Origin of the sequence: Rhodococcus sp. PAE-6 (assembly GCF_025290685.1) — a bacterium.
Classification (GTDB): Bacteria; Actinomycetota; Actinomycetes; order Mycobacteriales; family Mycobacteriaceae; genus Rhodococcus; species Rhodococcus pyridinivorans.
Genome location: NZ_JAOCLZ010000009.1, coordinates 186,117 through 206,359 on the forward strand (window position 1 = coordinate 186,117; position 20,243 = coordinate 206,359).

Here is a 20,243-nt window from a genome sequence, read left to right on the forward strand (position 1 = left end):
TTGCGGGAGGGTGCGCTTCGTCCGGCGCTAGACTGGCACGAACACGACGACCGTCGTGCAGGAGCCGAACCGAAAGCAGGACGTACCGTCCACGTGAGTGAACCAGACCGACCCCACGAGCCCCCCGAATTCGAGCCGACCACGGTCAAATCGAGCCTCGACCTCCCCTCGGAGGCCGCAGCGCCCCTGCTCGGAGCCGCGGACGAGAATCTGATCGCCCTCGAAGCCCTCCTGGCGGCGGACATCCACGTGCGGGGCAACACCGTCACGCTGACCGGAGCGCCCGCCGACGTCGCCCTCGCGGAACGTGCGCTCGCCGAACTCGTCACCATCGTCCGTCGCGGACAATCGCTCGCGCCCGACGCCGTGCGTCGCACCGTGGGCATGCTCACCCAGGGGCTCTCCGAGTCGCCGGCCGACGTGCTCAGCCTCGACATTCTGTCGCGGCGCGGGAAGACGATCCGGCCCAAGACCCTGAACCAGAAGCGGTACGTCGACGCGATCGATGCCCACACCATCGTTTTCGGTGTCGGACCGGCTGGTACGGGCAAGACCTATCTCGCCATGGCAAAGGCCGTGCAGGCGCTGCAGACCAAGCAGGTCAACCGCATCATCCTCACGCGTCCCGCCGTCGAGGCAGGGGAGCGGCTCGGCTTCCTGCCGGGCACCCTGCACGAGAAGATCGACCCGTATCTGCGTCCACTGCACGACGCGCTGCACGACATGATGGATCCCGAGGCGATCCCGAAGCTCATGCAGGCCGGGGTCATCGAGGTCGCACCCCTGGCGTACATGCGTGGCCGCACCCTGAACGATGCGTTCATCATCCTCGACGAGGCGCAGAACACCACCGCCGAACAGATGAAGATGTTCCTCACGCGTCTGGGCTTCAATTCCAAGATCGTCGTGACGGGCGACATCACGCAGATCGACCTGCCCGGCGGCGCCCGTTCGGGTCTCGCCGCCGCCACCGAGATCCTCGACGGCATCGACGACATCCACATCGCGCGACTCGACAGCAGCGACGTCGTGCGGCACCGGCTCGTCTCCGACATCGTCGACGCCTACAGCCGTTTCGAGGCCACCCGCGACGGCGACGGGATCCCCGGCAACCGTGCTCAACGTCGCGCGCAGCGGGTGCAGCGTCGATGAACACCCTTGTAGATCAACCGAATACCGTCGTGCAGAAGGAACTCCAGTCATGAGCATCGAGATCTCGAACGAATCGGGAATGGACGTCTCGGAGGAGGAACTCCTCGACGTCGCCCGTTTCGTGATCGCCCGGATGGATGTGCATCCGGCGGCGGAGTTGTCGATGGTGCTCGTGGACCTCGACACCATGGCCGATCTGCACGTGCGGTGGATGGACCTTCCCGGCCCCACCGACGTGATGTCGTTCCCCATGGACGAACTCGAGCCCGGGGGGCGTCCGGACGCTCCCGAACCGGGACCGTCGATGCTCGGCGACATCGTGCTGTGTCCGCAGTTCGCCGCCGACCAGGCGGCGAAGGCCGGTCACCCGGTGGCCCACGAACTCGCCCTGCTCACCGTGCACGGCATGCTCCACCTCCTCGGCTACGACCACGCCGAACCGGAGGAGGAGAAGGAGATGTTCGGCCTGCAGAACCAGCTCCTCGCCGAGTGGTACGAGGAGATCCGCCGCGCCGAGCACGAGGCGCGGCTCGCCGCCCGCGACCGGAAGTTGCTGGGCAAGGCCGGTTTCGTCGACACCCCCGAATCATGAGCGGCGACAGTGCGAGCCATCGTGATCGGACGGCACCGATCGAGGGAGTGACGATCGCGTGAGTACCGTGCCCCTCGTCGTCCTGGCGGTCGTCCTGGTGGTGCTCGGCGGCCTGTTCGCCGCCGTCGATTCCGCGCTCAACACCGTATCCGCGGCGCGCGCCGAGGAACTCGCGAAGGAGGGCCGCCCCAGTGCGCGCCGCCTGCTCGGTCTGCTCGACGATCGGCCCCGCTACGTCAATCTGACGGTGCTGCTGCGCATCCTCTGCGAGATCACCGCCACCGTCGTGCTCGTCGGTGCGTTGCTCGCCGTGCTCGACCGCACATGGGCGCTCGTCGTGGGCGCTGCGGTGATGGTGATCGTCGACTACGTCGTGATCGGGGTCAGCCCGCGCACGCTCGGACGCCAGCACGCGTACCCGATCGCGCTCGCCGCCACCGGACCGCTGCGGGTACTCGGTGTCCTGCTCGGTCCGATCAGCCGAATCCTCATCAGCGTCGGCAATGCGGTCACACCCGGTCGCGGTTTCAGGAACGGCCCGTTCTCCAACGAGATCGAGCTGCGCGAACTGGTCGATCTCGCTCAGGAGAGCGGGGTCGTGGCCGACGAGGAACGCCGGATGATCCAGTCGGTGTTCGACTTCGGCGACACCACCGCTCGCGAGATCATGGTTCCACGCCCCGAGATGGTGTGGATCGAGGAGACCAAGACGGCCGGTCAGGCCACCTCGCTCGCCGTCCGCAGCGGGCACTCGCGGATCCCGGTGATCGGTGAGAACGTCGACGACATCCGCGGTGTCGTCTACCTCAAGGATCTCGTCCAGCAGACCTACTACCACCGCGACGGCGGACGCAGCGTCTCCGTCGCCGACGTCATGCGACCGGCGGTCTTCGTGCCGGATTCGAAGCGCCTCGACGATCTGCTCGCCGACATGCAGCGCGACCGCAACCACATGGCGATCCTCGTCGACGAATACGGCGGCATCGCCGGTCTCGTGACGATCGAGGACGTCATCGAGGAGATCGTCGGCGAGATCGCCGACGAGTACGACACCGGGGAGATCCCCGACGTCGAGGAACTCGGCGACGACACCTACCGCGTTTCCGCGCGACTTCCCGTCGAGGACCTCGGCGAACTGTTCGACATCGACATCGAGGACGACGAGGTCGACACCGTCGGCGGACTCCTCGGCTACGAACTCGGCCGAGTTCCTCTGCCGGGTGCGGAGGTACGGACCCACGGCCTGCTGCTCCGCGGCGAGGGCGGACCGGACGTCCGCGGGCGGGTGCGTGTGAGCACCGTCTTCGTGCAGCGCGTCAGCCCCGAAGAAGAACCCACCGATACCGATACGGCCACCACCGAGGAGCATGCATGACCGACACCGACTTCCGTTCCGGCTTCATCTGTTTCGTCGGCCGGCCCAACACCGGGAAGTCGACGCTCACGAATGCGCTCGTCGGCAGCAAGATCGCGATCACCTCGTCGCGCCCGCAGACCACCCGCCACACCATCCGCGGCATCGTCCACCGCGACAACGCCCAGCTCATCCTCGTGGACACCCCGGGACTGCACCGCCCGCGCACCCTGCTCGGCCAGCGGCTCAACGACCTGGTGCAGGACACCTACTCCGAGGTCGACGCGATCGGCATGTGCTTCCCCGCCGACGAGAAGATCGGCCCCGGCGACCGCTGGATCCTCGAGCAGGTGCGCCACATGGCGCCGAAGACCCCGGTCATCGGCATTGTCACGAAGATCGACAAGGTGGGCAAACAGCAGGTCGCCGCGCAGTTGCTCGCCGTGTCGAAGCTCCTCGGCGAGAACTGCGAGGTCGTGCCGGTCTCCGCGGCCTCGGGTGAGCAGGTCGAGGTCCTCGTCGACGTCCTCGTCTCGCACATGGAACCCGGACCGGCCTTCTATCCCGACGGCGAGCTCACCGACGAGCCGGAAGAGACCCTGATGGCCGAGCTCATCCGCGAGGCCGCCCTCGAAGGTCTCGGCGACGAGCTGCCCCACTCGCTCGCCGTCGTGATCGAGGAGATCACCGAACGCGAGGGTCGCACCGAGAAGCAGGGCGAGATGCTCGACGTGCACGCCCTGCTCTACGTCGAACGGCCGAGCCAGAAGGGCATCGTCATCGGCAAAGGGGGCGCGCGGCTGCGCGAAGTGGGCACCGCCGCACGCACCCAGATCGAGAAGCTCCTCGGCGTGAAGATCTACCTCGACCTGCACGTGAAGGTCGCGAAGGACTGGCAGCGAGACCCCAAACAGCTGGGCCGTCTGGGATTCTGACGCCGAGCCCTACGGGGTGGACGCGGTGATCGGCCGGGCGACCCACATCGACGCGAGGTAGGTCGGTGCCGACGAACGCGCTGAAGCGGTCGATCAGTTCCGCCGGCCGCGGTGTCATGGCGACGGCGGCGGAGACGTCGAAGCGGCGACAGCGGCGACGAGCAATCCGCTCACCACCGGGATCGCGAGTCGTCGCACGAGATCTCCGACCGGGACGCGGCAGAAGCCCGCGACCACGATCAGCGACGACCAGATGACGCGGGTGCCGCCGCCGGTCCAGGTCGCGGCGTTCTGCGCAAGGGCGGCAAGCGTTGCGGTGTCCGTTCCGGTCTGCGGGGCGAGCGCGGCGGCGGTACCACCGGTAAGCGGCAGACCGGCCCAGCCGGAGCCGTCCAGACCGATGAGCATGCCGATCAGGATCATGCTGAACGCGGCGAAGAGACCGTTGTCGGGAATGCGGGTCTGGATGCTCTCGACGGCGTCGAACAGGAAGGCCGGCCCGGTGCCGTCCTCGAGTCCCAGGATCGAACCGGAGTAGTCGGGGATGCCGGGGTACACGAATCCGGCCACCGGCAGGATGATTCCCATGGCCTTGAACGCGTGGACCAAGCCGTCGACGAAATGGGTGGCGCAATGTTCGAGTGCCACGCCCTGTCCGGAAATCGCGAGGGCGATCAAGGCCGAGCGGCGGCAGCCCGGCCTTGATCGCCGCCGGGAGCAGCACGGCACCGATGATCGCGAGAGCAGGTGTGGGCAGAAGAACAACGACAGCAGATAGGTGACGACGAACAGCACGACGTAGGCGATACGGCCGTTGATCATCCAGCGCCCGAAGGGACGCACCATGAGTTCGTCGGCGCCGATGGTGCAGCATCGCCGCGAGCATCGATGGGCGGCACCGCCGTCGTCGGCCGGAACATGTCGATCTCGAAGAGTCGGACAGGACTCGGCAATCGGCCGACAAACCACTCGCGACGCGAAAGAATTGTGCACACGGCATAATTCGTGACGGTGGTGTTTCGTCGCGGACGCGGATGTGAACGCGTCGTCACGCCGGGGCCGGTGACCGAAGGGAACTCAGCGACGCGTGGCCGCCGCGCCGTGCAGCAGCAGCAGAACGGCCTCCGACAGATCCGGCTCCGTACCCGTCGACAGGCGGCGCAGTTGCAGCCCGGTGATGGTCGCGACGACCGTCGGGGCGATCGTCTCCGGATCCGGCACTCCCAGCGCGGAAAGGACGGAGGCAGTCAACGCGTCGTAGGCACGCCAGCAGCGTTCGGCGACCCGCCGCAGTTCCTCGTCGCGCCCCGCCTGCACATAGAGCTCGAAGGGGGCGATGCGTTCGGCCGTGAAGGTCAGGTCGTGGGCGACGCGTTCGGTGAGTTCGGCGGCCTCCGTCAGCGACAGGGCCCGGGATCGATACTGCTCGGCGAGTTCTCGCAGCCGCTCGGTCTCCTCGTCGACGAAGAACTCGAGCGCGGCGCGCAGCAGGTCGGCCTGGGTGGGGAAATGGTAGGTGATCGAACCGAGCGACACTTCGGCGCGCGCCGCGATGCGCCGGTTCGTCACCCCGGCGACCCCGTCGGTGCCGACGAGATACAGGGTGGCGTGGACGATCCGCGAGCGGGCGTCGTCGCGCGTGGTCACCACCATCGCTCCGGGGTGTGTTCGTGCCAGCGCAGCACCGATTCGAGTTGGGAGGCGAGGGACACCAGCAGCGGTTCGGAGTTCGCCGGGCCGAGCAGCTGGGCACCCACCGGCAGTCGCTCCTCGGTGAAACCCGCGGGGACGTTGATCGCGGGCCAGCCCAGCACGTTCCACGGCCACGCGTAGGGGCATGCGCCGGTGATGACCTTGTCGGTCGCCCAGCCGCCGATGCCGTCGATCGCCGTCACCGGCAGCGGCGGTGTGGCAGTGGTGGGGGCGAGTACGACGTCGAACCGGTCGAAGATGCGGCCGACCCGACGGTGCAGTCGCGGTTCGACCGCGCGCGCCGCCCGCAACGGATAACCGTGCAGGAACCGGCCGGTGCGGGCGTTGGCGCGGGTGCGCACGTCGGCGAGGGACGGGTCGGGCAGGCGGTACAACCAATCCTCGATACCGGCCATGGATCGAGGGAGGAAGGTGAGACCGAACGTCATTCCGTAGTCGGGATCGGCGAGCGTCACCTCGTGGCCGAGATCGCGCAGTACCGCGGCGAGTGCGGCGATGCGGGTGCGGACGCGGGCGTCGAGGCTGGTGGGTGTCGCGGTGAACGGGATCTTCAGCGACAGAGCGATGTTCAGCCTGCCGGGATCTCGTCCCACGGCGTCGGAGACGGTCAGCGGCGCGCACGCGTGCCGGTCGCCGGGGTGGTTCCCGGACACGACGTCGAGGAGCAGGGCCGCGTCGGCGACCGTGCGGGCGAGTGGGCCGTGCGTGGTGAGTCCGTTGAAGGATTCGGTGTCGGGCCACATGGAGATCCGGCCGCGTTGGGGCTTGATGCCGACGAGATTGGACCACGAGGCGGGGATGCGGACCGATCCGGCGCCGTCGGATCCCAGGGCGGCCGGCACGAGTCCCGCCGCGACGGCCGCGGCGCTGCCACCCGACGAGCCGCCGGGGGTGTGGTCGCGCGACCACGCGCTGCGGGTGTGCCCGAAGGCGTCGCCGCCGGTGAGCGGCCACTGGCCGAGTTCGGGGGAGTGGGTCTTGCCGACGATCACCGCGCCGGCGGCCCGCAGGCGACGCACCACCTCGGCGTCGGTGTCCTTCGGGGCGAAGGTGCCGGCGCAGCCGAACATCGTCGTCTCGCCGACGATGTCGGTGTCGTCCTTGATCGCGATGGGGACACCCAGCAGGGGGAGGCGTTCGCCGTTCGCGCGGCGCCGGTCGGCCTCGCGGGCCTCGTCGAGTGCGGTGGTGCGGCGCACGACGCGGAAGGCGTTCAGGTGCGGTTGCGATTCGTCGATCCGGTCGAGGCTCGCACGGACGAGGTCCGTGGAGGTGGCCTTGCCGCGGTCGAGTGCCTCGACGGTCGCCTTCAGGTCGCGCAGGTCGGTTCGAGCGTCCATTCGTTCCCCCGTTCGTTCGAACGAACAATAACGCGTTCCCGTTCTGGTGTCGAGTCCCTTCGTGGACCGTCCCGTGTCACCGCGACATGACAGACTCGGGGAGTGAGGCTTTATCGGGACAACGCGGTGGTGCTGCGCCAGCACAAGCTGGGCGAGGCCGACCGCATCGTCACCCTGCTGACGCGTCGGCACGGTCTCGTGCGGGCCGTCGCGAAGGGCGTGCGCCGGACACGCTCCAAGTTCGGCGCACGGCTCGAACCGTTCGCCCACATCGACGTCCAGCTCCACCCGGGCCGCAGTCTCGACGTCATCACCCAGGTGCAGACCCTCGACGCCTTCGCGGTGGGTATCGTCGACGACTACTCCCGCTACACCACCGCGTGCGCGATCCTCGAGACCGCCGAACGCCTCGCCGGTGAGGAACGCGCGCCCGTGCCGCGCCTGCACGCACTCACCGTCGGCGCCCTCCGCGCGGTGTGCGACCGCACCCGGCCACCCGAACTCGTACTCGACGCCTATCTGCTGCGGGCCATGGCCTACGCGGGATGGGCGCCGGCGCTCACCCACTGCGCGCGCTGCGACCGTCCCGGCCCGCACACCGCCTTCCACGTCGCCGCCGGTGGTGCGGTGTGCGTGCACTGCCGTCCGCCGGGGGCGGCCACCCCGGCCCCGGGTGTGTTGGCGCTGCTCGACGCGCTCAACCACGGACGCTGGGCCGACACCGAGGCCGCCGACACGGCGGTGCGTCGCCAGGCCAGCGGGCTCGTCGCCGCGCACCTGCAGTGGCATCTCGAACGGCAACTGCGTTCGCTGCCCCTCGTCGAGCGCGGTCGCACCGACCCTGCGACGGGGAACCGGGTTGATGACGTCGCCCGGGGTGTCCGGCAGGATGGGGACCGTGATTCGACGACGTACCACGCCCCCATCGCCTGAGCGGGTGATCCGGCCGCCCGACCCGCATCCGTCGGGCGCGCGACCTCCCGTGCTGCAACCCGAGCTGATCCCCCAGCACGTGGCGCTCGTGATGGACGGCAACGGTCGCTGGGCGCAGGAGCGCGGTCTGCCGCGCACCGCCGGCCACGAACGCGGCGAGGCCGTGCTGATGGACACGGTGTGCGGATGTATCGAGATGGGCGTCGAGTGGCTCTCGGCCTACGCCTTCTCCACCGAGAACTGGAAGCGCAGCCCCGACGAGGTCCGCTTCCTCATGGGCTTCAACCGCGACGTGATCCGCCGCCGCCGCGACGAGATGCACGAGATGGGGGTGCGCGTCCGGTGGGCCGGTCGCCGTCCCCGCCTGTGGCGCAGCGTGATCAAGGAACTCGAGATCGCCGAGGAACTGACGAAGGACAACGACGTCATGACTCTCACGATGTGCGTCAACTACGGCGGTCGCGCCGAGATCGCCGACGCCGCACGGGAGATCGCCCGCCGGGTCGCGGCAGGGGAACTCGATCCCGAACGGATCACGGAGTCGACGATCGCGCGGTATCTCGACGAGCCCGACATGCCCGACGTCGACCTGTTCCTGCGGCCCTCGGGCGAGCAGCGCACCTCGAACTTCCTGCTGTGGCAGTCGGCCTACGCCGAACTCGTCTTCCAGGACACGATGTTCCCCGATTTCGACCGGCGCGATCTGTGGGCGGCGTGCGTCGAATACGCCTCCCGCGACCGGCGGTTCGGTGGTGTGAAGTGACCTCGCTGCGCGAGCGGATCGCGGGCGCGCTGACGCCCTTCGTCGACGTCCGCACCCCGTCGTCCGCCGCCGACGGCGACGGCTCGTTCGGATTCGACTACGGCGCCGTGCCCTTCGCGCTGCAGGTCGTCACGCTCACCGAAGGACTCGACGTGGTCTCCGTCACCGGAGTGCTCGCGTGGGATCTTCCGCTCGACGACGCCGTGCGCGGTCGGGTCGCGGCCGCCGCCGACGCCCTGCAGTTCGGCTCGGTCCACCTCATCGAACGCGAGACCGACGCCGACGTCGTGCTGCGGTACTCGTTCCCCGCGACCGGGCTCGACGACACGGCGCTGACCACCATGCTGTTGCTCGTGCTCGACGGTGCCGCCGACGCGCGTGGCGCCGTGGCCGGCACCCCCGATCCCAAGGAGAATTCGTGACCACCACCGACATCGACGCCGAGACCACCACCGAGGAGGTCGTCGCCGCCGACGGGACGCACGCCGTCGCGATCCCCACCGAGGACGACGACATGCTGCGCGCCGCTGTGGTGGAGACGCTGTCCGAGATTCTCGAGGAAGCGCCCGAGCCCGACGAGGACGGCGAGATCCCGATCTGGATCGACGACGTGCTCACCTACGCGACCGTCGACGCCGAGGGCGGCTTCGTGCTGCTCACCACCTACCTGGTCGAGGGCATCACGGGCCGCACCCGCGCCGCCGAGGTCCTCGGCGACCTGCAGGTCGAGTTCCCCGAAGTCAAGTTCGTCCTCGACAAGGACCGAGTCACCGTCGAACTGCGGGTCGCAGCGTCGCCGCTCGTCCCGATCCATCTCGTGCGGGCCGTCGCGTCGCTCGTGCCGGTCGTCGAGCAGGCACGCGCATTGGCGCAGCGTCTCGGCGGAGAAGCGTCGGTCTTCGACGGTGAGGCCGAGGACGACGAGGAGAACCTGCTCGCCGACGGCTGCGGCTGTGATGACTGCGATTGCGGCTGACGGCCGCGGGCCGTCGGTTCAGCCCTGAGCGAGGGCGCACTCGCGGCAGTTGCCGAAGATCTCGACGGTGTGGCTGACGTCGACGAAGCCGTTCGACTCGGCCACCTCGTGCGACCAGCGTTCGACCTCCGGGCCGTCCACCTCGACCGTGAAGCCGCAGTGGCGGCACACGAGATGGTGGTGGTGCCCGGAGGAACACCGCCGGAACAGCGACTCGCCGCTGTCGGTGCGCAGCACGTCGACGCTGCCGACCTCGGCGAGCGACTGCAGGGTGCGGTAGACGGTCGTCAGGCCGATGCCCTCGCCGCGCTTGCGCAGCTCGTCGTGAAGGTCCTGGGCGGACCGGAACTCCTCGGTGTTGTCGAGCAGGTCGACGATGGCGCTGCGTTGACGGGTCGAGCGGACCCCCACGAGAGGTTTGCGGGCGGAGGTCACTGCGATCGTCCTTCCTGGGCGTGAGCGACGGCGTCGACGACGATGCGGGCGAGATGGTCGTCGGCCAGGTGGTAGAGCACTTCGCGTCCCGAGCGTTCGCCGCGCACGACGCCGGCGGTCTTGAGCACGCGGAGATGCTGGCTGATGAGCGGCTGGGTGACGCCGAGGGCGCCGACGAGCTCGTGCACGCAGCGGGCCGACTCGCGCAGTTCGAGCACGATCGAGATGCGGACGGGTGCCGACAGCGCGCGCAGCAGCTCACCGGCCGCGATCAGGGCGCCGGGGGAGACATCGACCGGGGACGGCAGGGCGTCGCTGCCGATCGGGCCGCGGGCGCGCTCGCCCGTGCTGCACTCGCGTGGATCGGCGTCGATGCTCACGGGGCTCCTCGGGGCAGGGGCGGCCGCCGGTCGGCGGGCCTTATTGCAAATCGATTCCATTTTGATATGCACGGTTGTGCATGTCAACCGGCGCGAATTCGAGCTGCGAACGAGGAGCGATAGGCTTACAGATCGACGCATGCTGCGAAAACCCGCATCGAAGATGGAGAAACCGAGTGGCACCCAAATCCAAGATCGATACCGTCGCCAACCTCGCCAAGCGCCGGGGCCTGGTCTATCCCTGCGGTGAGATCTACGGCGGCACCAGGTCCGCGTGGGATTACGGGCCGCTCGGCGTGGAGCTCAAGGACAACATCAAGAAGCAGTGGTGGCGCAACATGGTCACCAGCCGCGAGGACGTCGTCGGCCTCGACTCGTCCGTGATCCTGCCGCGTCAGGTCTGGGTCGCCTCCGGCCACGTCGGTGTCTTCAACGACCCGCTCGTCGAGTGCCTGAGCTGTCACAAGCGTCACCGGCAGGACCACCTGCAGGAGGCCTACGCCGAGAAGAACAAGCTCGACGACCCCGACGCCGTGCCGATGACCGAGATCGTCTGCCCGGACTGCGGCACCAAGGGCCAGTGGACCGAGCCCCGCGACTTCAACATGATGCTCAAGACCTTCCTCGGCCCGATCGAGAGCGAGGAAGGCCTGCACTACCTGCGCCCCGAGACGGCGCAGGGCATCTTCGTGAACTTCGCGAACGTGCTCACCACCTCGCGCAAGAAGCCGCCCTTCGGCATCGGCCAGATCGGCAAGAGCTTCCGCAACGAGATCACGCCCGGCAACTTCATCTTCCGCACCCGCGAGTTCGAGCAGATGGAGATGGAGTTCTTCGTCAAGCCCGGCGAAGACGAGCAGTGGCACCAGTACTGGATCGACTACCGGATGAACTGGTACACCGATCTGGGGATCAACAAGGACAACCTGCGCCTCTACGAGCACCCGCTCGAGAAGCTGTCGCACTACTCGAAGCGCACCGTCGACATCGAGTACCGCTTCCACTTCCAGGGCAGCGAATGGGGTGAGCTCGAGGGCGTCGCGAACCGCACCGACTTCGACCTGTCGACGCACTCGAAGCACTCCGGCACCGACCTGAGCTTCTTCGATCAGGCCACCAATGAGCGCTACACGCCCTACGTGATCGAGCCGGCGGCCGGCCTGACCCGTTCGCTCATGGCCTTCCTCGTCGACGCCTACACCGAGGACGAGGCACCCAACGCCAAGGGTGGCGTCGACAAACGCACCGTGCTGCGCCTCGACCGTCGTCTCGCGCCGGTCAAGGCCGCCGTGCTGCCGCTCAGCCGCAACGCCGACCTGAGCCCGAAGGCCAAGGACCTCGCCGCGAAGCTGCGCCAGAACTGGAACATCGAGTTCGACGACGCCGGCGCCATCGGCCGCCGCTACCGTCGCCAGGACGAGATCGGCACCCCGTTCTGCATCACAGTCGACTTCGACACCCTCGAGGACCAGGCCGTCACGATCCGTGAGCGCGACACCATGGCGCAGGAGCGTGTGAGCCTCGACCAGGTCGAGGGCTACCTCGCGCAGCGCCTGATCGGCTGCTGACCGATCCGATCGACGCAGATGCCCTCCGGTCCCGACGGACCGGAGGGCATCTGTCGCTTCGTAGCCGGGTGCTCGTAGCGGTCACCTCGTCGAGCGTCGATCGAGGTACTCGAAGTCCACGTCCCGGAAACGGGTTTCGTCACCGCGGCGGGTGTGCAGGATCACCGATTCCAGGCCGGTGCCCGGTGCGCGTGCTGCGATCGGGCGCATGGTCTAGAAGCGTCCTCCACTCGATCCGCCGAAGCCGCCGCCCCCGAAACCGCCCCCACCGAAACCGCCACCGAAGCCACCGCCGCGGCCGCTGTTGAGCACGCTGTTGATGAGGATGCCGCCGAGCACGGCACCGGCGACGTTGCCGCCCGACGAACCACCGCGGGGCGGACGGTGCTGGTTGTTCCAGCGCTGCACGTCGTTCTGGGCGCTGCGCAGTGCCTGCGCGGCCAGCGACGCGGCGGACCGCGCGTACTGGATGGCGGCCGCCGGATCGGACTCGGCTGCCTGCTGCGCGGCCTGCAGGTGCCGCTGCGCCTCCGACAGGCGGGTGCGTGCCTGGGCGCCCACGACGCCGCGGCGGGTCCCGATGAAGTCGGCCGCGGCGGTGACCTGCGCTTGCGCTGCGCTCAGATCCTGTTCGAGGCGGCGCCGCATCTCCTCGGCTTTCTGCTTCGCCTGCCGCGTCCGGGCACGCAACTCGTCGAGACGCGCATCGGCCTCGACGACCCGCGTGAAACTGCCCAGCGGGTCGGTGTGCTGCTCGGCCCGGGCGTGGTCGAGGGCTTCCTGCACGGCCTTCAGGGCGTCGACGAGTTCCGGGCCGCCCGCGTCGAGGAGTTGCTTCGCGTCGGCGACACCCTGTTCGGCGTCCTCCACCGCGGCGGGAAGCGTCGCGATCGCGCGCCGGATGTCCTCCGCCGCATGGTCGAGCGCGTCGAGCAGCGTCGCGGCATGCCCCAGTGCGCGTTCGGCCTCGCGGATCGCGCGCACGGCGTCGCCCTGCTCACCGACCGGTCGCGCCACCGCCGTGCGGCCCTGGTCGATCGCGTTCTCGGCGAACGAGATCTCCTCCCGCGCCAGCGAGACGTTGTCGACCACCGGAGTCAGGGCGCCCGCCGGGAACTCCGAGTGCAGCTGCCCCAGAATCCGCTCGGCCTCGGGGATGCGGGCCTGCAGCGCGATCGCGCGCTGCGTGAGGCCGTCCAGACGGGCCGGGGCATCGAGCAGCAGGTTGCGCATCTTGTCGAACGCCTCGACCTGCGCATCGAGTTCGCGGTTCGCCTGCCCGCACGAGGAGACGAGTTGCACGAGCATGTCGCGCTGCTGTTCGGGCGTCTCGGGGATGTCGTCGTCGAGGCGCTGACGGATCTCGAAGGCGTTCGCCAACGCGACCTGTGCCTGCCGGTGTGCGCGGTCGAAAGGAGCCACCGCGGAGTCCCCGAACTCACCCCGGGCGAGCTCGAGCGCTTCGGCGCTGGACCGCACCGCGTTGTCGGTGTCCACCAGGAGGGTCTGTGCATACTGGTCTAGACCCTCGACCGGCAGACCGCGCAGAGCGGTCGTGTCGGCCGGATCGACCTGCGCGGCCTGCGCGGCACCGGCGTCGGCGCGCTTCCTCTTCGACCGCCGGTTGTAGGCGTAGAGCCCGGCACCACCGGCCGCGATGACACCGCCGCCGACGAGCAGCGTCGTCACCGGAGCAGCCGACGGCGTAAGGGCGTTGCTCAACCCGTCGGCCGCGCCCACGGCGGCGCCCGCCCAATCGCTGTTGCGCAGGGCCGGCACGACGCCGGACGAGCTGATCCGGTCGCGCTCGCTCTCGGAGATCTCCGAACCCGTCGGTGTCCACAGCGCGAACTCGCGGTCGTCGGTCGCCACCGCCAACAGCGCGGTGTCGGGACCGAAATTGCTTGCCTGCGCGGTGGCCTGCGCCCAACTGTTGTAGTCGCGTCCGTCGAAGCTCGACACGTAGGTCACCCACAACTGCAGGCCGTGCTCGTCGTAGAGGGTGTTCGTCGCTTCCTGGATGCGTGCGACGTCGGCGTCGTCGAGCACGCCCGCGGTGTCGGTGATCGGCTGGGGGAGCCGCGAGGGTGGCTCCGCGGAGGCCGCCGCGGGAAGGAGCAGCCACGCGGTCACTGCCAGCAGGGCGGGGACGAATGCGAGCGCGGACCGTGCAGGTCGCCGGAGCGGTGCTGCAGGTCGCCGGAGCGGTGCGGCCGATACGTGTGCCATGGAATCGAATCTAGTGGTTGCGAGGTGAGGACGGGGTCGGCGCGTCGTCCGGTCGACGCGTTCTCGTTCGCTGGCAGAATCAGGGGGTGAGCACCGCATCCCGCCGCACCGGCACCACCGCGACGTACACCGGGGACGACCTCGGGGTCGGCGCGCGCATCGCGCGCTGGCTCCGGCGACTGATCATCGGGGTGCTGCTCGCCGCCGTCCTCGTCGTCGGCGGCACGGCGCTGCGGGTGTGGCAGGTCGCGCGGATCGACGACCGCACCCCCGCCGACGCCATCGTCGTGCTCGGGGCCGCGCAGTATTCGGGCACACCGTCGTCGGTCTTCGAGGCCCGCCTCGAGCAGGCCCTCAAGCTCTACGAAGCGGGAGTGTCGCCGCGGATCGTCACCGTCGGCGGCAAGCAGGAGGGCGACCTGTTCACCGAGGCCGCGGCGGGCAAGAACTATCTCGTCTCGCGCGGGGTGCCCGCCGAGTCGATCGTCGCCGTCGAAGAGGGCTCGGACACACTGCTCAGCGTCGAGGCCGTCAGCCGCGAGATGTCGGAGCTGGGCCTGTCGTCGGTCGTGCTCGTCAGCGACCCGTGGCATTCGTTGCGTACCCGGACCATGGCGCGCGACGCCGGTCTCGACGCCTGGACCGCTCCCACCCGCCAGGGTCCGGCGGTGTTCACCCGCGAGTCGCAGCTGCACGGCATCGCCCGCGAGACCGGCGCGTTGATCTGGTACCAGATCACCCACTTCTCCGCCGATTTCCCGTACACGGCGCAGCAGTGAGGCGGAACGTAGGGTCTTCGGTGACGGAAGGCAGTGTGATGCAGGGCTACAGCGAACACGATCTCGAACGGCGCGTCGCCGAGCCGCGCAAGACCTCGGCGCTCGCCGGGTCCGAGGGAGCGGCGTCCGAGCGGACCGCCTTCGCACGCGACCGTGCGCGCGTGCAGCACTGCGCGGCCCTGCGCCGCCTGGCCGACAAGACACAGGTCGTCGGCCCGCGTGACGGCGACACCCCGCGCACCCGTCTGACGCACTCGATGGAGGTCGCGCAGATCGGCCGCAGCATCGGCGAAGGGCTCGGCGCCGACCCCGATCTCGTCGACCTGGCCGGCCTCGCCCACGACATCGGGCACCCGCCCTACGGGCACAACGGCGAGCGGGCACTCGACGCGGTCGCGGAGTCCTGCGGCGGATTCGAAGGCAACGCGCAGAACCTGCGCATCCTCACCTGCCTCGAACCGAAGATCCTCTATCCGGACGGCTCGAGCGCCGGTCTCAACCTCACCCGCGCCTCGCTCGACGCGACGCTCAAGTACCCGTGGACGCGTCCGCGCCCGGGCGCGAAGTTCGGCTCGTACGACGACGACGCCGAGATCCTCCACTGGATCCGCGAAGGTGCACCCGAGCGCCGCAAGTGCCTCGAGGCGCAGATCATGGACTGGTCCGACGACGTCGCGTACTCGGTGCACGACCTCGAGGACGGTGTGATCGACGGTCGCATCGACCTGCGGATGCTCGACGATCCCGACGATGTCGCCGGACTCATCGAGGTGGGCATGCGCGAATTCTCGGGCCTCGACCCGGCCGAGCTGACCGAGGCGGCCAAGCGGTTGTCCACCATGCCGGTGGTCCGCGCCGTCGGCACCTTCGACGGCACCCTCGCCTGCTCGGTCGCGCTCAAGAAGCTGACCAGCGAGCTGGTGGGCCGCTTCGCCAACGCGGCGATCCTCGGGACCCGGGAAGCGACGGAGAGCCGCCCGGTCACCCGGTACGACGCCGACCTGGTGATCCCGCCGATCGTGGTCTCGGAGGTCGCGTTGCTCAAGACGATGGCGCTGCAGTTCGTCATGTCCGACCGCGCCCACCGCACCCGCCAGGAATCGCAACGCGAACGCATCCACCGCGTCGCCGAGTGGCTACTGCGCACCGCGCCGGTCGGTCTCGACCCGTTCTTCGTCGCCGCATGGAAGGCCGCGCCCGACGATGCTGCGAAGGTACGGGTCGTGGTCGATCAGATCGCGTCGTGCACCGAATCGCGCCTCGAACGGATCGACCGGGACAGCCTCGCCGCGCAGGCGAGCTGGGGCTGACACCGACGTTTGCGCCCTTCGCGGACACAAGCACGAGTCCGGCGCCGTGCATCTGTCCGGAGGGACGCGCTTACGCGCTCGCGGGTGTGGGTTGCGCCGGACCGTCGTGCCGGGCAGTCTGCCCGGCGGCTTAGACTCGTCTCGTGGCCGGCCGTATTTCAGACAGAGACATCGCGGCCATTCGCGACCGCGTGCGCATCGAGGACATCGTCGGCGAGTACGTCGCACTCAAGCGCGGAGGCGCCGACTCGCTCAAGGGCCTGTGCCCCTTCCACGACGAGAAGTCCCCGTCTTTCCACGTGCGGCCCAATCACGGGCACTACCACTGCTTCGGCTGCGGTGAGGGCGGCGACGTCTACTCGTTCCTGCAGAAGATCGAACACGTCAGCTTCGTCGAAGCCGTCGAGCAGCTCGCCGAGCGTGTCGGCTACACGCTGAACTACGAAGGCGGCGGTCCGTCCGTCCAACGCGACCGGGGCACGCGTGCCCGGCTGGTCGCGGCGAACGCGGCCGCCCAGCAGTTCTACGCCGAGCAACTGCGCGCGCCCGACGCCCAGGCCGCCCGCGACTACCTGACCGAACGCAACTTCGACCAGGCAGCCGCCGAGACGTTCGGCTGCGGCTACGCACCCGCCGGCTGGGACGCGCTCACCAAGCACCTCCTCGGCCGGGGATTCGAATTCTCCGAACTCGAGGCCGCAGGACTGTCCCGGCAGGGACGCCGCGGTCCGATCGACCGCTTCCACCGTCGACTGCTGTGGCCCATCCGCAATCTCGCGGGCGACGTCATCGGCTTCGGTGCCCGCCGTCTGTACGACGACGACCAGATCACCGCCAAGTACATGAACACACCGGAAACGGTGCTGTACAAGAAGTCTCAGGTGCTGTTCGGGCTCGACCTCGCCAAGCGCGAGATCGCCAAGTCGCATCAGGCCGTGATCGTCGAGGGCTACACCGACGTCATGGCCATGCACCTGGCCGGCGTGAAGACCGCGGTCGCCGCGTGCGGCACGGCCTTCGGTGACGAACATCTCGCGCTGTTGCGTCGCCTGCTCATGGACGACAGCTTCTTCCGCGGTGAGGTCATCTACACCTTCGACGGCGACGACGCCGGTCGCGCGGCGGCGATGAAGGCGTTCGAGGGCGATCAGAAGACCGCCGCGAAGACCTACGTCGCGATCGCCCCCAAAGGCATGGATCCGTGCGAGTTGCGGCAGCAGTCGGGCGACGGCGCGGTGCGCGACCTCGTGGCCCGCCGCACCCCGATGTTCGAGTTCGTCGTGAAATCGATTCTCGCCGAACACAATCTCGACACCGTCGAAGGTCGCGTCGAGGCCCTGCGCCGATGTGTCCCCGTTGTGGGCCGGATCAAGGACCGCACGATCCGCGACAACTACGCGGTGCAACTCGCGCACTGGACGGGATGGGACGACATCCCCACCGTGCGTCGGCGTGTGCAGGAGGAGGCACGGCGAGGAGTTCGTGCACCGGAAGCCAAGGCGCGGCCCGCGACGGCCACGGCGGAGCCCGTGTCGTCCCTGCGCCGCCCTCGGCCGAATGATCCGACGCTGTGGCCGCAGCGCGACGCGCTGAAGGCCGCGCTGCAGTATCCGGGTATCGCCGGGACCGTCTTCGACTCCCTGCCGCCGGAGACCTTCACCGACCCTGCTTACGCGGCCGTGCGGCAGGCCGTCGCCGACGCCGGCGGAACCGCAGCGGGCCTCGGGGGAGCCGAGTGGGTCGACGCCGTCGGCAGGGCAGCGACCGATCCCGTCGCGCACTCGCTCGTGATGGAACTCGCCGTCGAACCCGTCCCCGCCGAAGAGGACCGGCTGCCGCGCTACATCGGTGGCGTGCTGGCCCGGCTGCAGGAGGTCTGGGTCGGCGAGCAGGTGGCCGAACTGAAGTCCAAACTGCAGCGGATTTCCCCGGCCACCGAGTCCGAGGAGTTCCACGCCCTGCTCGGCGACCTCATGGCGCTCGAACAGTACCGGCGGAGCCTGCTCGGCCAGGCCATCGGTGACGGCCTGGCCGGCTGACCGTCTACTTCTTCAACTGGTCCCGCGGGATCATGATCGTGGTCGTCTCGTCGATGGGCTTCATCGGCTCGAGCTTGGGCTGAGGACTGAGCGAGTCGGCGAGCTTCTGCCGGCCCACCTCGATCGCCTTCTTCGTGACGGGGCTCGCGGCCACCGCCTTGGCCGTCTTGCTGATCTGTTCGTACCTCGCGCGACCCGCTCGGGTGCCGAGTACGTATCCCGCAGCGACCCCGACCAGCAAACCCATCAATGTGTTGTCCTTCCACCTGTGACTGCGTCGTCCCCATCCTGCCCGATGACCCCGCAGCATGCCCACAAGCAGGCGATTTGGTGCTGCGGCGGGTGGGACGCTATGGTTTTTCACGCACCGGGGGAAACCGCGGAGCACCGCAGGACAATCCCCTGTAGCTCAATTGGCAGAGCATTCGACTGTTAATCGAACGGTTGCTGGTTCGAGTCCAGCCGGGGGAGCGCCTACAGAATCCTCCCACCCGTCACGGGTGGGAGGATTCTGTGTATCCGGGGGTGCCTATGCGGCAGAACATCCACCGATGTGATCTCTGTTACTTCGTACCCGGTAGAGTGTTGCCCGCTGTGTCCGGGTAGCATTCGTTCGCGCCGTGCGAGCAGTGCGGCACTGTGCGACGCATGTCGTCGCGACGGGGCGGTAGCTCAGTCGGTTAGAGCCGCGGACTCATAATCCGCTGGTCGCGGGTTCGAGCCCCGCCCGCCCCACATCCTTCGCTCATGGCCGCGAGATGTTCCTGCTTGTCGGAACGGTAGCGTTCGACCCCATGAGCACCCTTCGAGAAGTCGGTGAGCGCGAGGCGTGGCGTTGCTGGTTGTGCGACGAGCCCGTGGACCCCGACATGTCGGTCAACGACCCGCGCGGTCCCAGCATCGACAGCATCAACACCGCCAAGAAGGGTGGCAAAGGAAAGGGCGGAGTCGAGCGACTCGCGCACCGCGCCTGCAACACCAAGAAGGGTGCCGTCAAACCCGTCGTGCCGTGGTCCGACCGGCTCTTCGTCGTCGACCCGGCGCCCATCATCGGCGTCGTCGAGCAACTCACCCGCAAGGGTGGTCGTGTCGCCGTTGCCCGGTGTCCCGAGAAGTCGGACGCGGAGGACGCCTCCGAATGGCTCCTCGACCGCTTGTCGCGACTCGAGCCGGGAGTGCGGTTCGATACCAGGATCGAGCAGGCCGGCGGCGGCTACCTCCTCGTGCTGACGACCTAACCGGGAGCCAACACCAGTCCGGAATGATCCGATGATTCGGCGGAGACCTCGACCTCGGTGAGCACCCTTCCGTCGTCCCCCCGCAGCGTGTAGCGACCCGGCATGAGACCGGTGAACAGGAACCAACCGTCGTTCGTCGTGACGATGGTGCGGTCGATGTACTGCTCGCACACGTCCAGGCCGGTCAGTCGAATCGTGGTGGACGGATGGAAGACGCCTCCGATCCGCCCGTTCGCCACCGCTCCGATCGCAGCCGGTGGATCCGGGTGGTCGCCGAGCTCGTCCGGACGCCAGGCAGGCGCACCGTCCGGCGGTGCGCACACCGAGACCGAGGAGTGCGACGACCGGGCATGCGCGACCGTCGGGTCGGCCCGGACCACAGAGTCGGGCTGGTGCGTCGTCGCCGCGACGAGCACCCCTGCTCCCAGTGCGGTGATCAACATCCATCGGGCTCTTCGGATCGTCCCCGTGTGCAGCAACGGATCCACCTCCTCTCCGTAAGAGAAC

22 protein-coding genes and 2 tRNA genes are annotated in these 20,243 nt (G+C 68.8%); 15 read left to right on the top strand and 9 right to left on the bottom strand.

Features of this window, described 5'->3' with window-relative positions; all coding sequences use genetic code 11:
• Window positions 1–93: 93 nt before the first annotated feature.
• From NVV99_RS18345 to era, 4 genes are read left to right on the top strand one after another with little or no spacing between them, the layout of a single operon-like run.
• Window positions 94–1,152 (top strand): PhoH family protein, encoded by a 1,059-nt coding sequence (locus NVV99_RS18345; protein ID WP_006554479.1) that lies wholly within the window; start codon window positions 94–96, stop codon window positions 1,150–1,152.
• Between the two features lie 49 nt (window positions 1,153–1,201).
• Window positions 1,202–1,744: an rRNA maturation RNase YbeY gene (gene ybeY, locus NVV99_RS18350; protein WP_006554478.1), complete on the top strand. Its 543-nt coding sequence runs from the start codon at window positions 1,202–1,204 to the stop codon at window positions 1,742–1,744.
• A 58-nt stretch (window positions 1,745–1,802) separates the two neighbouring features.
• Window positions 1,803–3,119 (top strand): hemolysin family protein, encoded by a 1,317-nt coding sequence (locus NVV99_RS18355; protein ID WP_006554477.1) that lies wholly within the window; start codon window positions 1,803–1,805, stop codon window positions 3,117–3,119.
• On the top strand, window positions 3,116–4,033 hold the full coding sequence (gene era / locus NVV99_RS18360) for a GTPase Era (protein WP_024101353.1): 918 nt from the start codon (window positions 3,116–3,118) through the stop codon (window positions 4,031–4,033). Before NVV99_RS18355 ends, era begins: the two co-directional genes overlap by 4 nt.
• 114 nt (window positions 4,034–4,147) lie before the next feature.
• Here the strand turns inward: era and NVV99_RS18365 are convergent, their stop codons facing one another.
• The 3 genes from NVV99_RS18365 to NVV99_RS18375 all read right to left on the bottom strand — a co-directional run bounded on the left by NVV99_RS18365 (window position 4,148) and on the right by NVV99_RS18375 (window position 7,086).
• Window positions 4,148–4,879 carry a hypothetical protein gene (locus NVV99_RS18365; RefSeq protein ID WP_024101352.1) on the bottom strand — a complete coding sequence of 244 codons (732 nt, stop codon included), beginning with the start codon at window positions 4,877–4,879 and terminating at the stop codon, window positions 4,148–4,150.
• A gap of 231 nt (window positions 4,880–5,110) precedes the next feature.
• Entirely contained in the window at window positions 5,111–5,686 is a 576-nt protein-coding gene (locus tag NVV99_RS18370) for a TetR/AcrR family transcriptional regulator (protein WP_033097766.1), read from the bottom strand.
• Window positions 5,677–7,086 (bottom strand): amidase, encoded by a 1,410-nt coding sequence (locus NVV99_RS18375; protein ID WP_024101351.1) that lies wholly within the window; start codon window positions 7,084–7,086, stop codon window positions 5,677–5,679. Before NVV99_RS18375 ends, NVV99_RS18370 begins: the two co-directional genes overlap by 10 nt.
• Window positions 7,087–7,188: 102 nt before the next feature.
• On the opposite strand from NVV99_RS18375, the gene recO reads away from it, so the two are divergent.
• Genes recO through NVV99_RS18395 form a run of 4 tightly spaced genes read left to right on the top strand, consistent with a single transcriptional unit; the run spans window position 7,189 to window position 9,758 of the window.
• On the top strand, window positions 7,189–8,019 hold the full coding sequence (gene recO / locus NVV99_RS18380) for a DNA repair protein RecO (RefSeq protein ID WP_024101350.1): 831 nt from the start codon (window positions 7,189–7,191) through the stop codon (window positions 8,017–8,019).
• On the top strand, window positions 7,976–8,782 hold the full coding sequence (locus NVV99_RS18385; protein WP_050993415.1) for an isoprenyl transferase: 807 nt from the start codon (window positions 7,976–7,978) through the stop codon (window positions 8,780–8,782). Before recO ends, NVV99_RS18385 begins: the two co-directional genes overlap by 44 nt.
• The gene (locus tag NVV99_RS18390; RefSeq protein WP_006554470.1) at window positions 8,779–9,204 is read left to right on the top strand and encodes a hypothetical protein; all 426 of its coding nucleotides are present in this window, start codon (window positions 8,779–8,781) and stop codon (window positions 9,202–9,204) included. The genes NVV99_RS18385 and NVV99_RS18390 overlap by 4 nt, the downstream gene beginning before the upstream one ends.
• On the top strand, window positions 9,201–9,758 hold the full coding sequence (locus NVV99_RS18395; RefSeq protein WP_024101349.1) for a hypothetical protein: 558 nt from the start codon (window positions 9,201–9,203) through the stop codon (window positions 9,756–9,758). The genes NVV99_RS18390 and NVV99_RS18395 overlap by 4 nt, the downstream gene beginning before the upstream one ends.
• Before the next feature lie 18 nt (window positions 9,759–9,776).
• On the opposite strand, the gene NVV99_RS18400 is transcribed toward NVV99_RS18395, so the two are convergent.
• Window positions 9,777–10,193, bottom strand: coding sequence for a Fur family transcriptional regulator (locus tag NVV99_RS18400; RefSeq protein ID WP_006554468.1), 417 nt, complete (start codon window positions 10,191–10,193; stop codon window positions 9,777–9,779).
• Window positions 10,190–10,573 (bottom strand): helix-turn-helix transcriptional regulator, encoded by a 384-nt coding sequence (locus NVV99_RS18405; RefSeq protein ID WP_006554467.1) that lies wholly within the window; start codon window positions 10,571–10,573, stop codon window positions 10,190–10,192. Before NVV99_RS18405 ends, NVV99_RS18400 begins: the two co-directional genes overlap by 4 nt.
• A gap of 176 nt (window positions 10,574–10,749) precedes the next feature.
• Between NVV99_RS18405 and NVV99_RS18410 the strand changes: the two genes are divergently transcribed.
• Window positions 10,750–12,141: a glycine--tRNA ligase gene (locus NVV99_RS18410; RefSeq protein WP_006554466.1), complete on the top strand. Its 1,392-nt coding sequence runs from the start codon at window positions 10,750–10,752 to the stop codon at window positions 12,139–12,141.
• Between the two features lie 81 nt (window positions 12,142–12,222).
• Here NVV99_RS18410 and NVV99_RS18415 read toward each other — a convergent pair whose 3' ends face one another.
• Both NVV99_RS18415 and NVV99_RS18420 read right to left on the bottom strand, forming a co-directional pair.
• Window positions 12,223–12,351, bottom strand: a complete 129-nt coding sequence (locus tag NVV99_RS18415) for a hypothetical protein (protein ID WP_024101348.1) — start codon at window positions 12,349–12,351, stop codon at window positions 12,223–12,225.
• A 3-nt stretch (window positions 12,352–12,354) separates the two neighbouring features.
• Complete coding sequence (locus NVV99_RS18420; protein ID WP_024101347.1) at window positions 12,355–14,370, bottom strand: TPM domain-containing protein; 2,016 nt, start codon at window positions 14,368–14,370, stop codon at window positions 12,355–12,357.
• A gap of 86 nt (window positions 14,371–14,456) precedes the next feature.
• Between NVV99_RS18420 and NVV99_RS18425 the strand changes: the two genes are divergently transcribed.
• The 3 genes from NVV99_RS18425 (at window position 14,457) to dnaG (ending at window position 18,498) form a co-directional block, all read left to right on the top strand.
• Window positions 14,457–15,149, top strand: coding sequence for a YdcF family protein (locus NVV99_RS18425; RefSeq protein ID WP_006554464.1), 693 nt, complete (start codon window positions 14,457–14,459; stop codon window positions 15,147–15,149).
• A 38-nt stretch (window positions 15,150–15,187) separates the two neighbouring features.
• The gene (locus tag NVV99_RS18430; RefSeq protein WP_041803396.1) at window positions 15,188–16,459 is read left to right on the top strand and encodes a deoxyguanosinetriphosphate triphosphohydrolase; all 1,272 of its coding nucleotides are present in this window, start codon (window positions 15,188–15,190) and stop codon (window positions 16,457–16,459) included.
• Window positions 16,460–16,602: 143 nt separating this feature from the next.
• The gene (dnaG, locus tag NVV99_RS18435) at window positions 16,603–18,498 is read left to right on the top strand and encodes a DNA primase (RefSeq protein WP_024101345.1); all 1,896 of its coding nucleotides are present in this window, start codon (window positions 16,603–16,605) and stop codon (window positions 18,496–18,498) included.
• 4 nt (window positions 18,499–18,502) lie between these two features.
• Here dnaG and NVV99_RS18440 read toward each other — a convergent pair whose 3' ends face one another.
• Window positions 18,503–18,748 (bottom strand): hypothetical protein, encoded by a 246-nt coding sequence (locus NVV99_RS18440; RefSeq protein WP_024101344.1) that lies wholly within the window; start codon window positions 18,746–18,748, stop codon window positions 18,503–18,505.
• Window positions 18,749–18,896: 148 nt separating this feature from the next.
• On the opposite strand from NVV99_RS18440, the gene NVV99_RS18445 reads away from it, so the two are divergent.
• The 3 genes from NVV99_RS18445 (at window position 18,897) to NVV99_RS18455 (ending at window position 19,736) form a co-directional block, all read left to right on the top strand.
• Window positions 18,897–18,969 (top strand) — tRNA-Asn (locus tag NVV99_RS18445).
• Window positions 18,970–19,159: 190 nt separating this feature from the next.
• Window positions 19,160–19,233, top strand: a tRNA-Ile gene (locus NVV99_RS18450).
• A gap of 122 nt (window positions 19,234–19,355) precedes the next feature.
• Window positions 19,356–19,736: a hypothetical protein gene (locus tag NVV99_RS18455; protein WP_006554460.1), complete on the top strand. Its 381-nt coding sequence runs from the start codon at window positions 19,356–19,358 to the stop codon at window positions 19,734–19,736.
• On the opposite strand, the gene NVV99_RS18460 is transcribed toward NVV99_RS18455, so the two are convergent.
• Window positions 19,733–20,179: a hypothetical protein gene (locus NVV99_RS18460; RefSeq protein ID WP_024101342.1), complete on the bottom strand. Its 447-nt coding sequence runs from the start codon at window positions 20,177–20,179 to the stop codon at window positions 19,733–19,735. The two genes, NVV99_RS18455 and NVV99_RS18460, sit on opposite strands and share 4 nt — an antisense overlap.
• Window positions 20,180–20,243 lie beyond the last annotated feature (64 nt).

Coding starts and splice junctions, on each gene's coding strand:
- NVV99_RS18420 (WP_024101347.1), bottom strand. CDS start 14,370: ATGGCACACGTATCGGCCGCACCGCTCCGGCGACCTGCAGCACCGCTC.
- ybeY (WP_006554478.1), top strand. CDS start 1,202: ATGAGCATCGAGATCTCGAACGAATCGGGAATGGACGTCTCGGAGGAG.
- NVV99_RS18385 (WP_050993415.1), top strand. CDS start 7,976: ATGGGGACCGTGATTCGACGACGTACCACGCCCCCATCGCCTGAGCGG.
- NVV99_RS18375 (WP_024101351.1), bottom strand. CDS start 7,086: ATGGACGCTCGAACCGACCTGCGCGACCTGAAGGCGACCGTCGAGGCA.
- NVV99_RS18430 (WP_041803396.1), top strand. CDS start 15,188: ATGCAGGGCTACAGCGAACACGATCTCGAACGGCGCGTCGCCGAGCCG.
- NVV99_RS18415 (WP_024101348.1), bottom strand. CDS start 12,351: ATGCGCCCGATCGCAGCACGCGCACCGGGCACCGGCCTGGAATCGGTG.
- NVV99_RS18370 (WP_033097766.1), bottom strand. CDS start 5,686: ATGGTGGTGACCACGCGCGACGACGCCCGCTCGCGGATCGTCCACGCC.
- NVV99_RS18365 (WP_024101352.1), bottom strand. CDS start 4,879: ATGGTGCGTCCCTTCGGGCGCTGGATGATCAACGGCCGTATCGCCTAC.
- NVV99_RS18460 (WP_024101342.1), bottom strand. CDS start 20,179: ATGTTGATCACCGCACTGGGAGCAGGGGTGCTCGTCGCGGCGACGACG.
- era (WP_024101353.1), top strand. CDS start 3,116: ATGACCGACACCGACTTCCGTTCCGGCTTCATCTGTTTCGTCGGCCGG.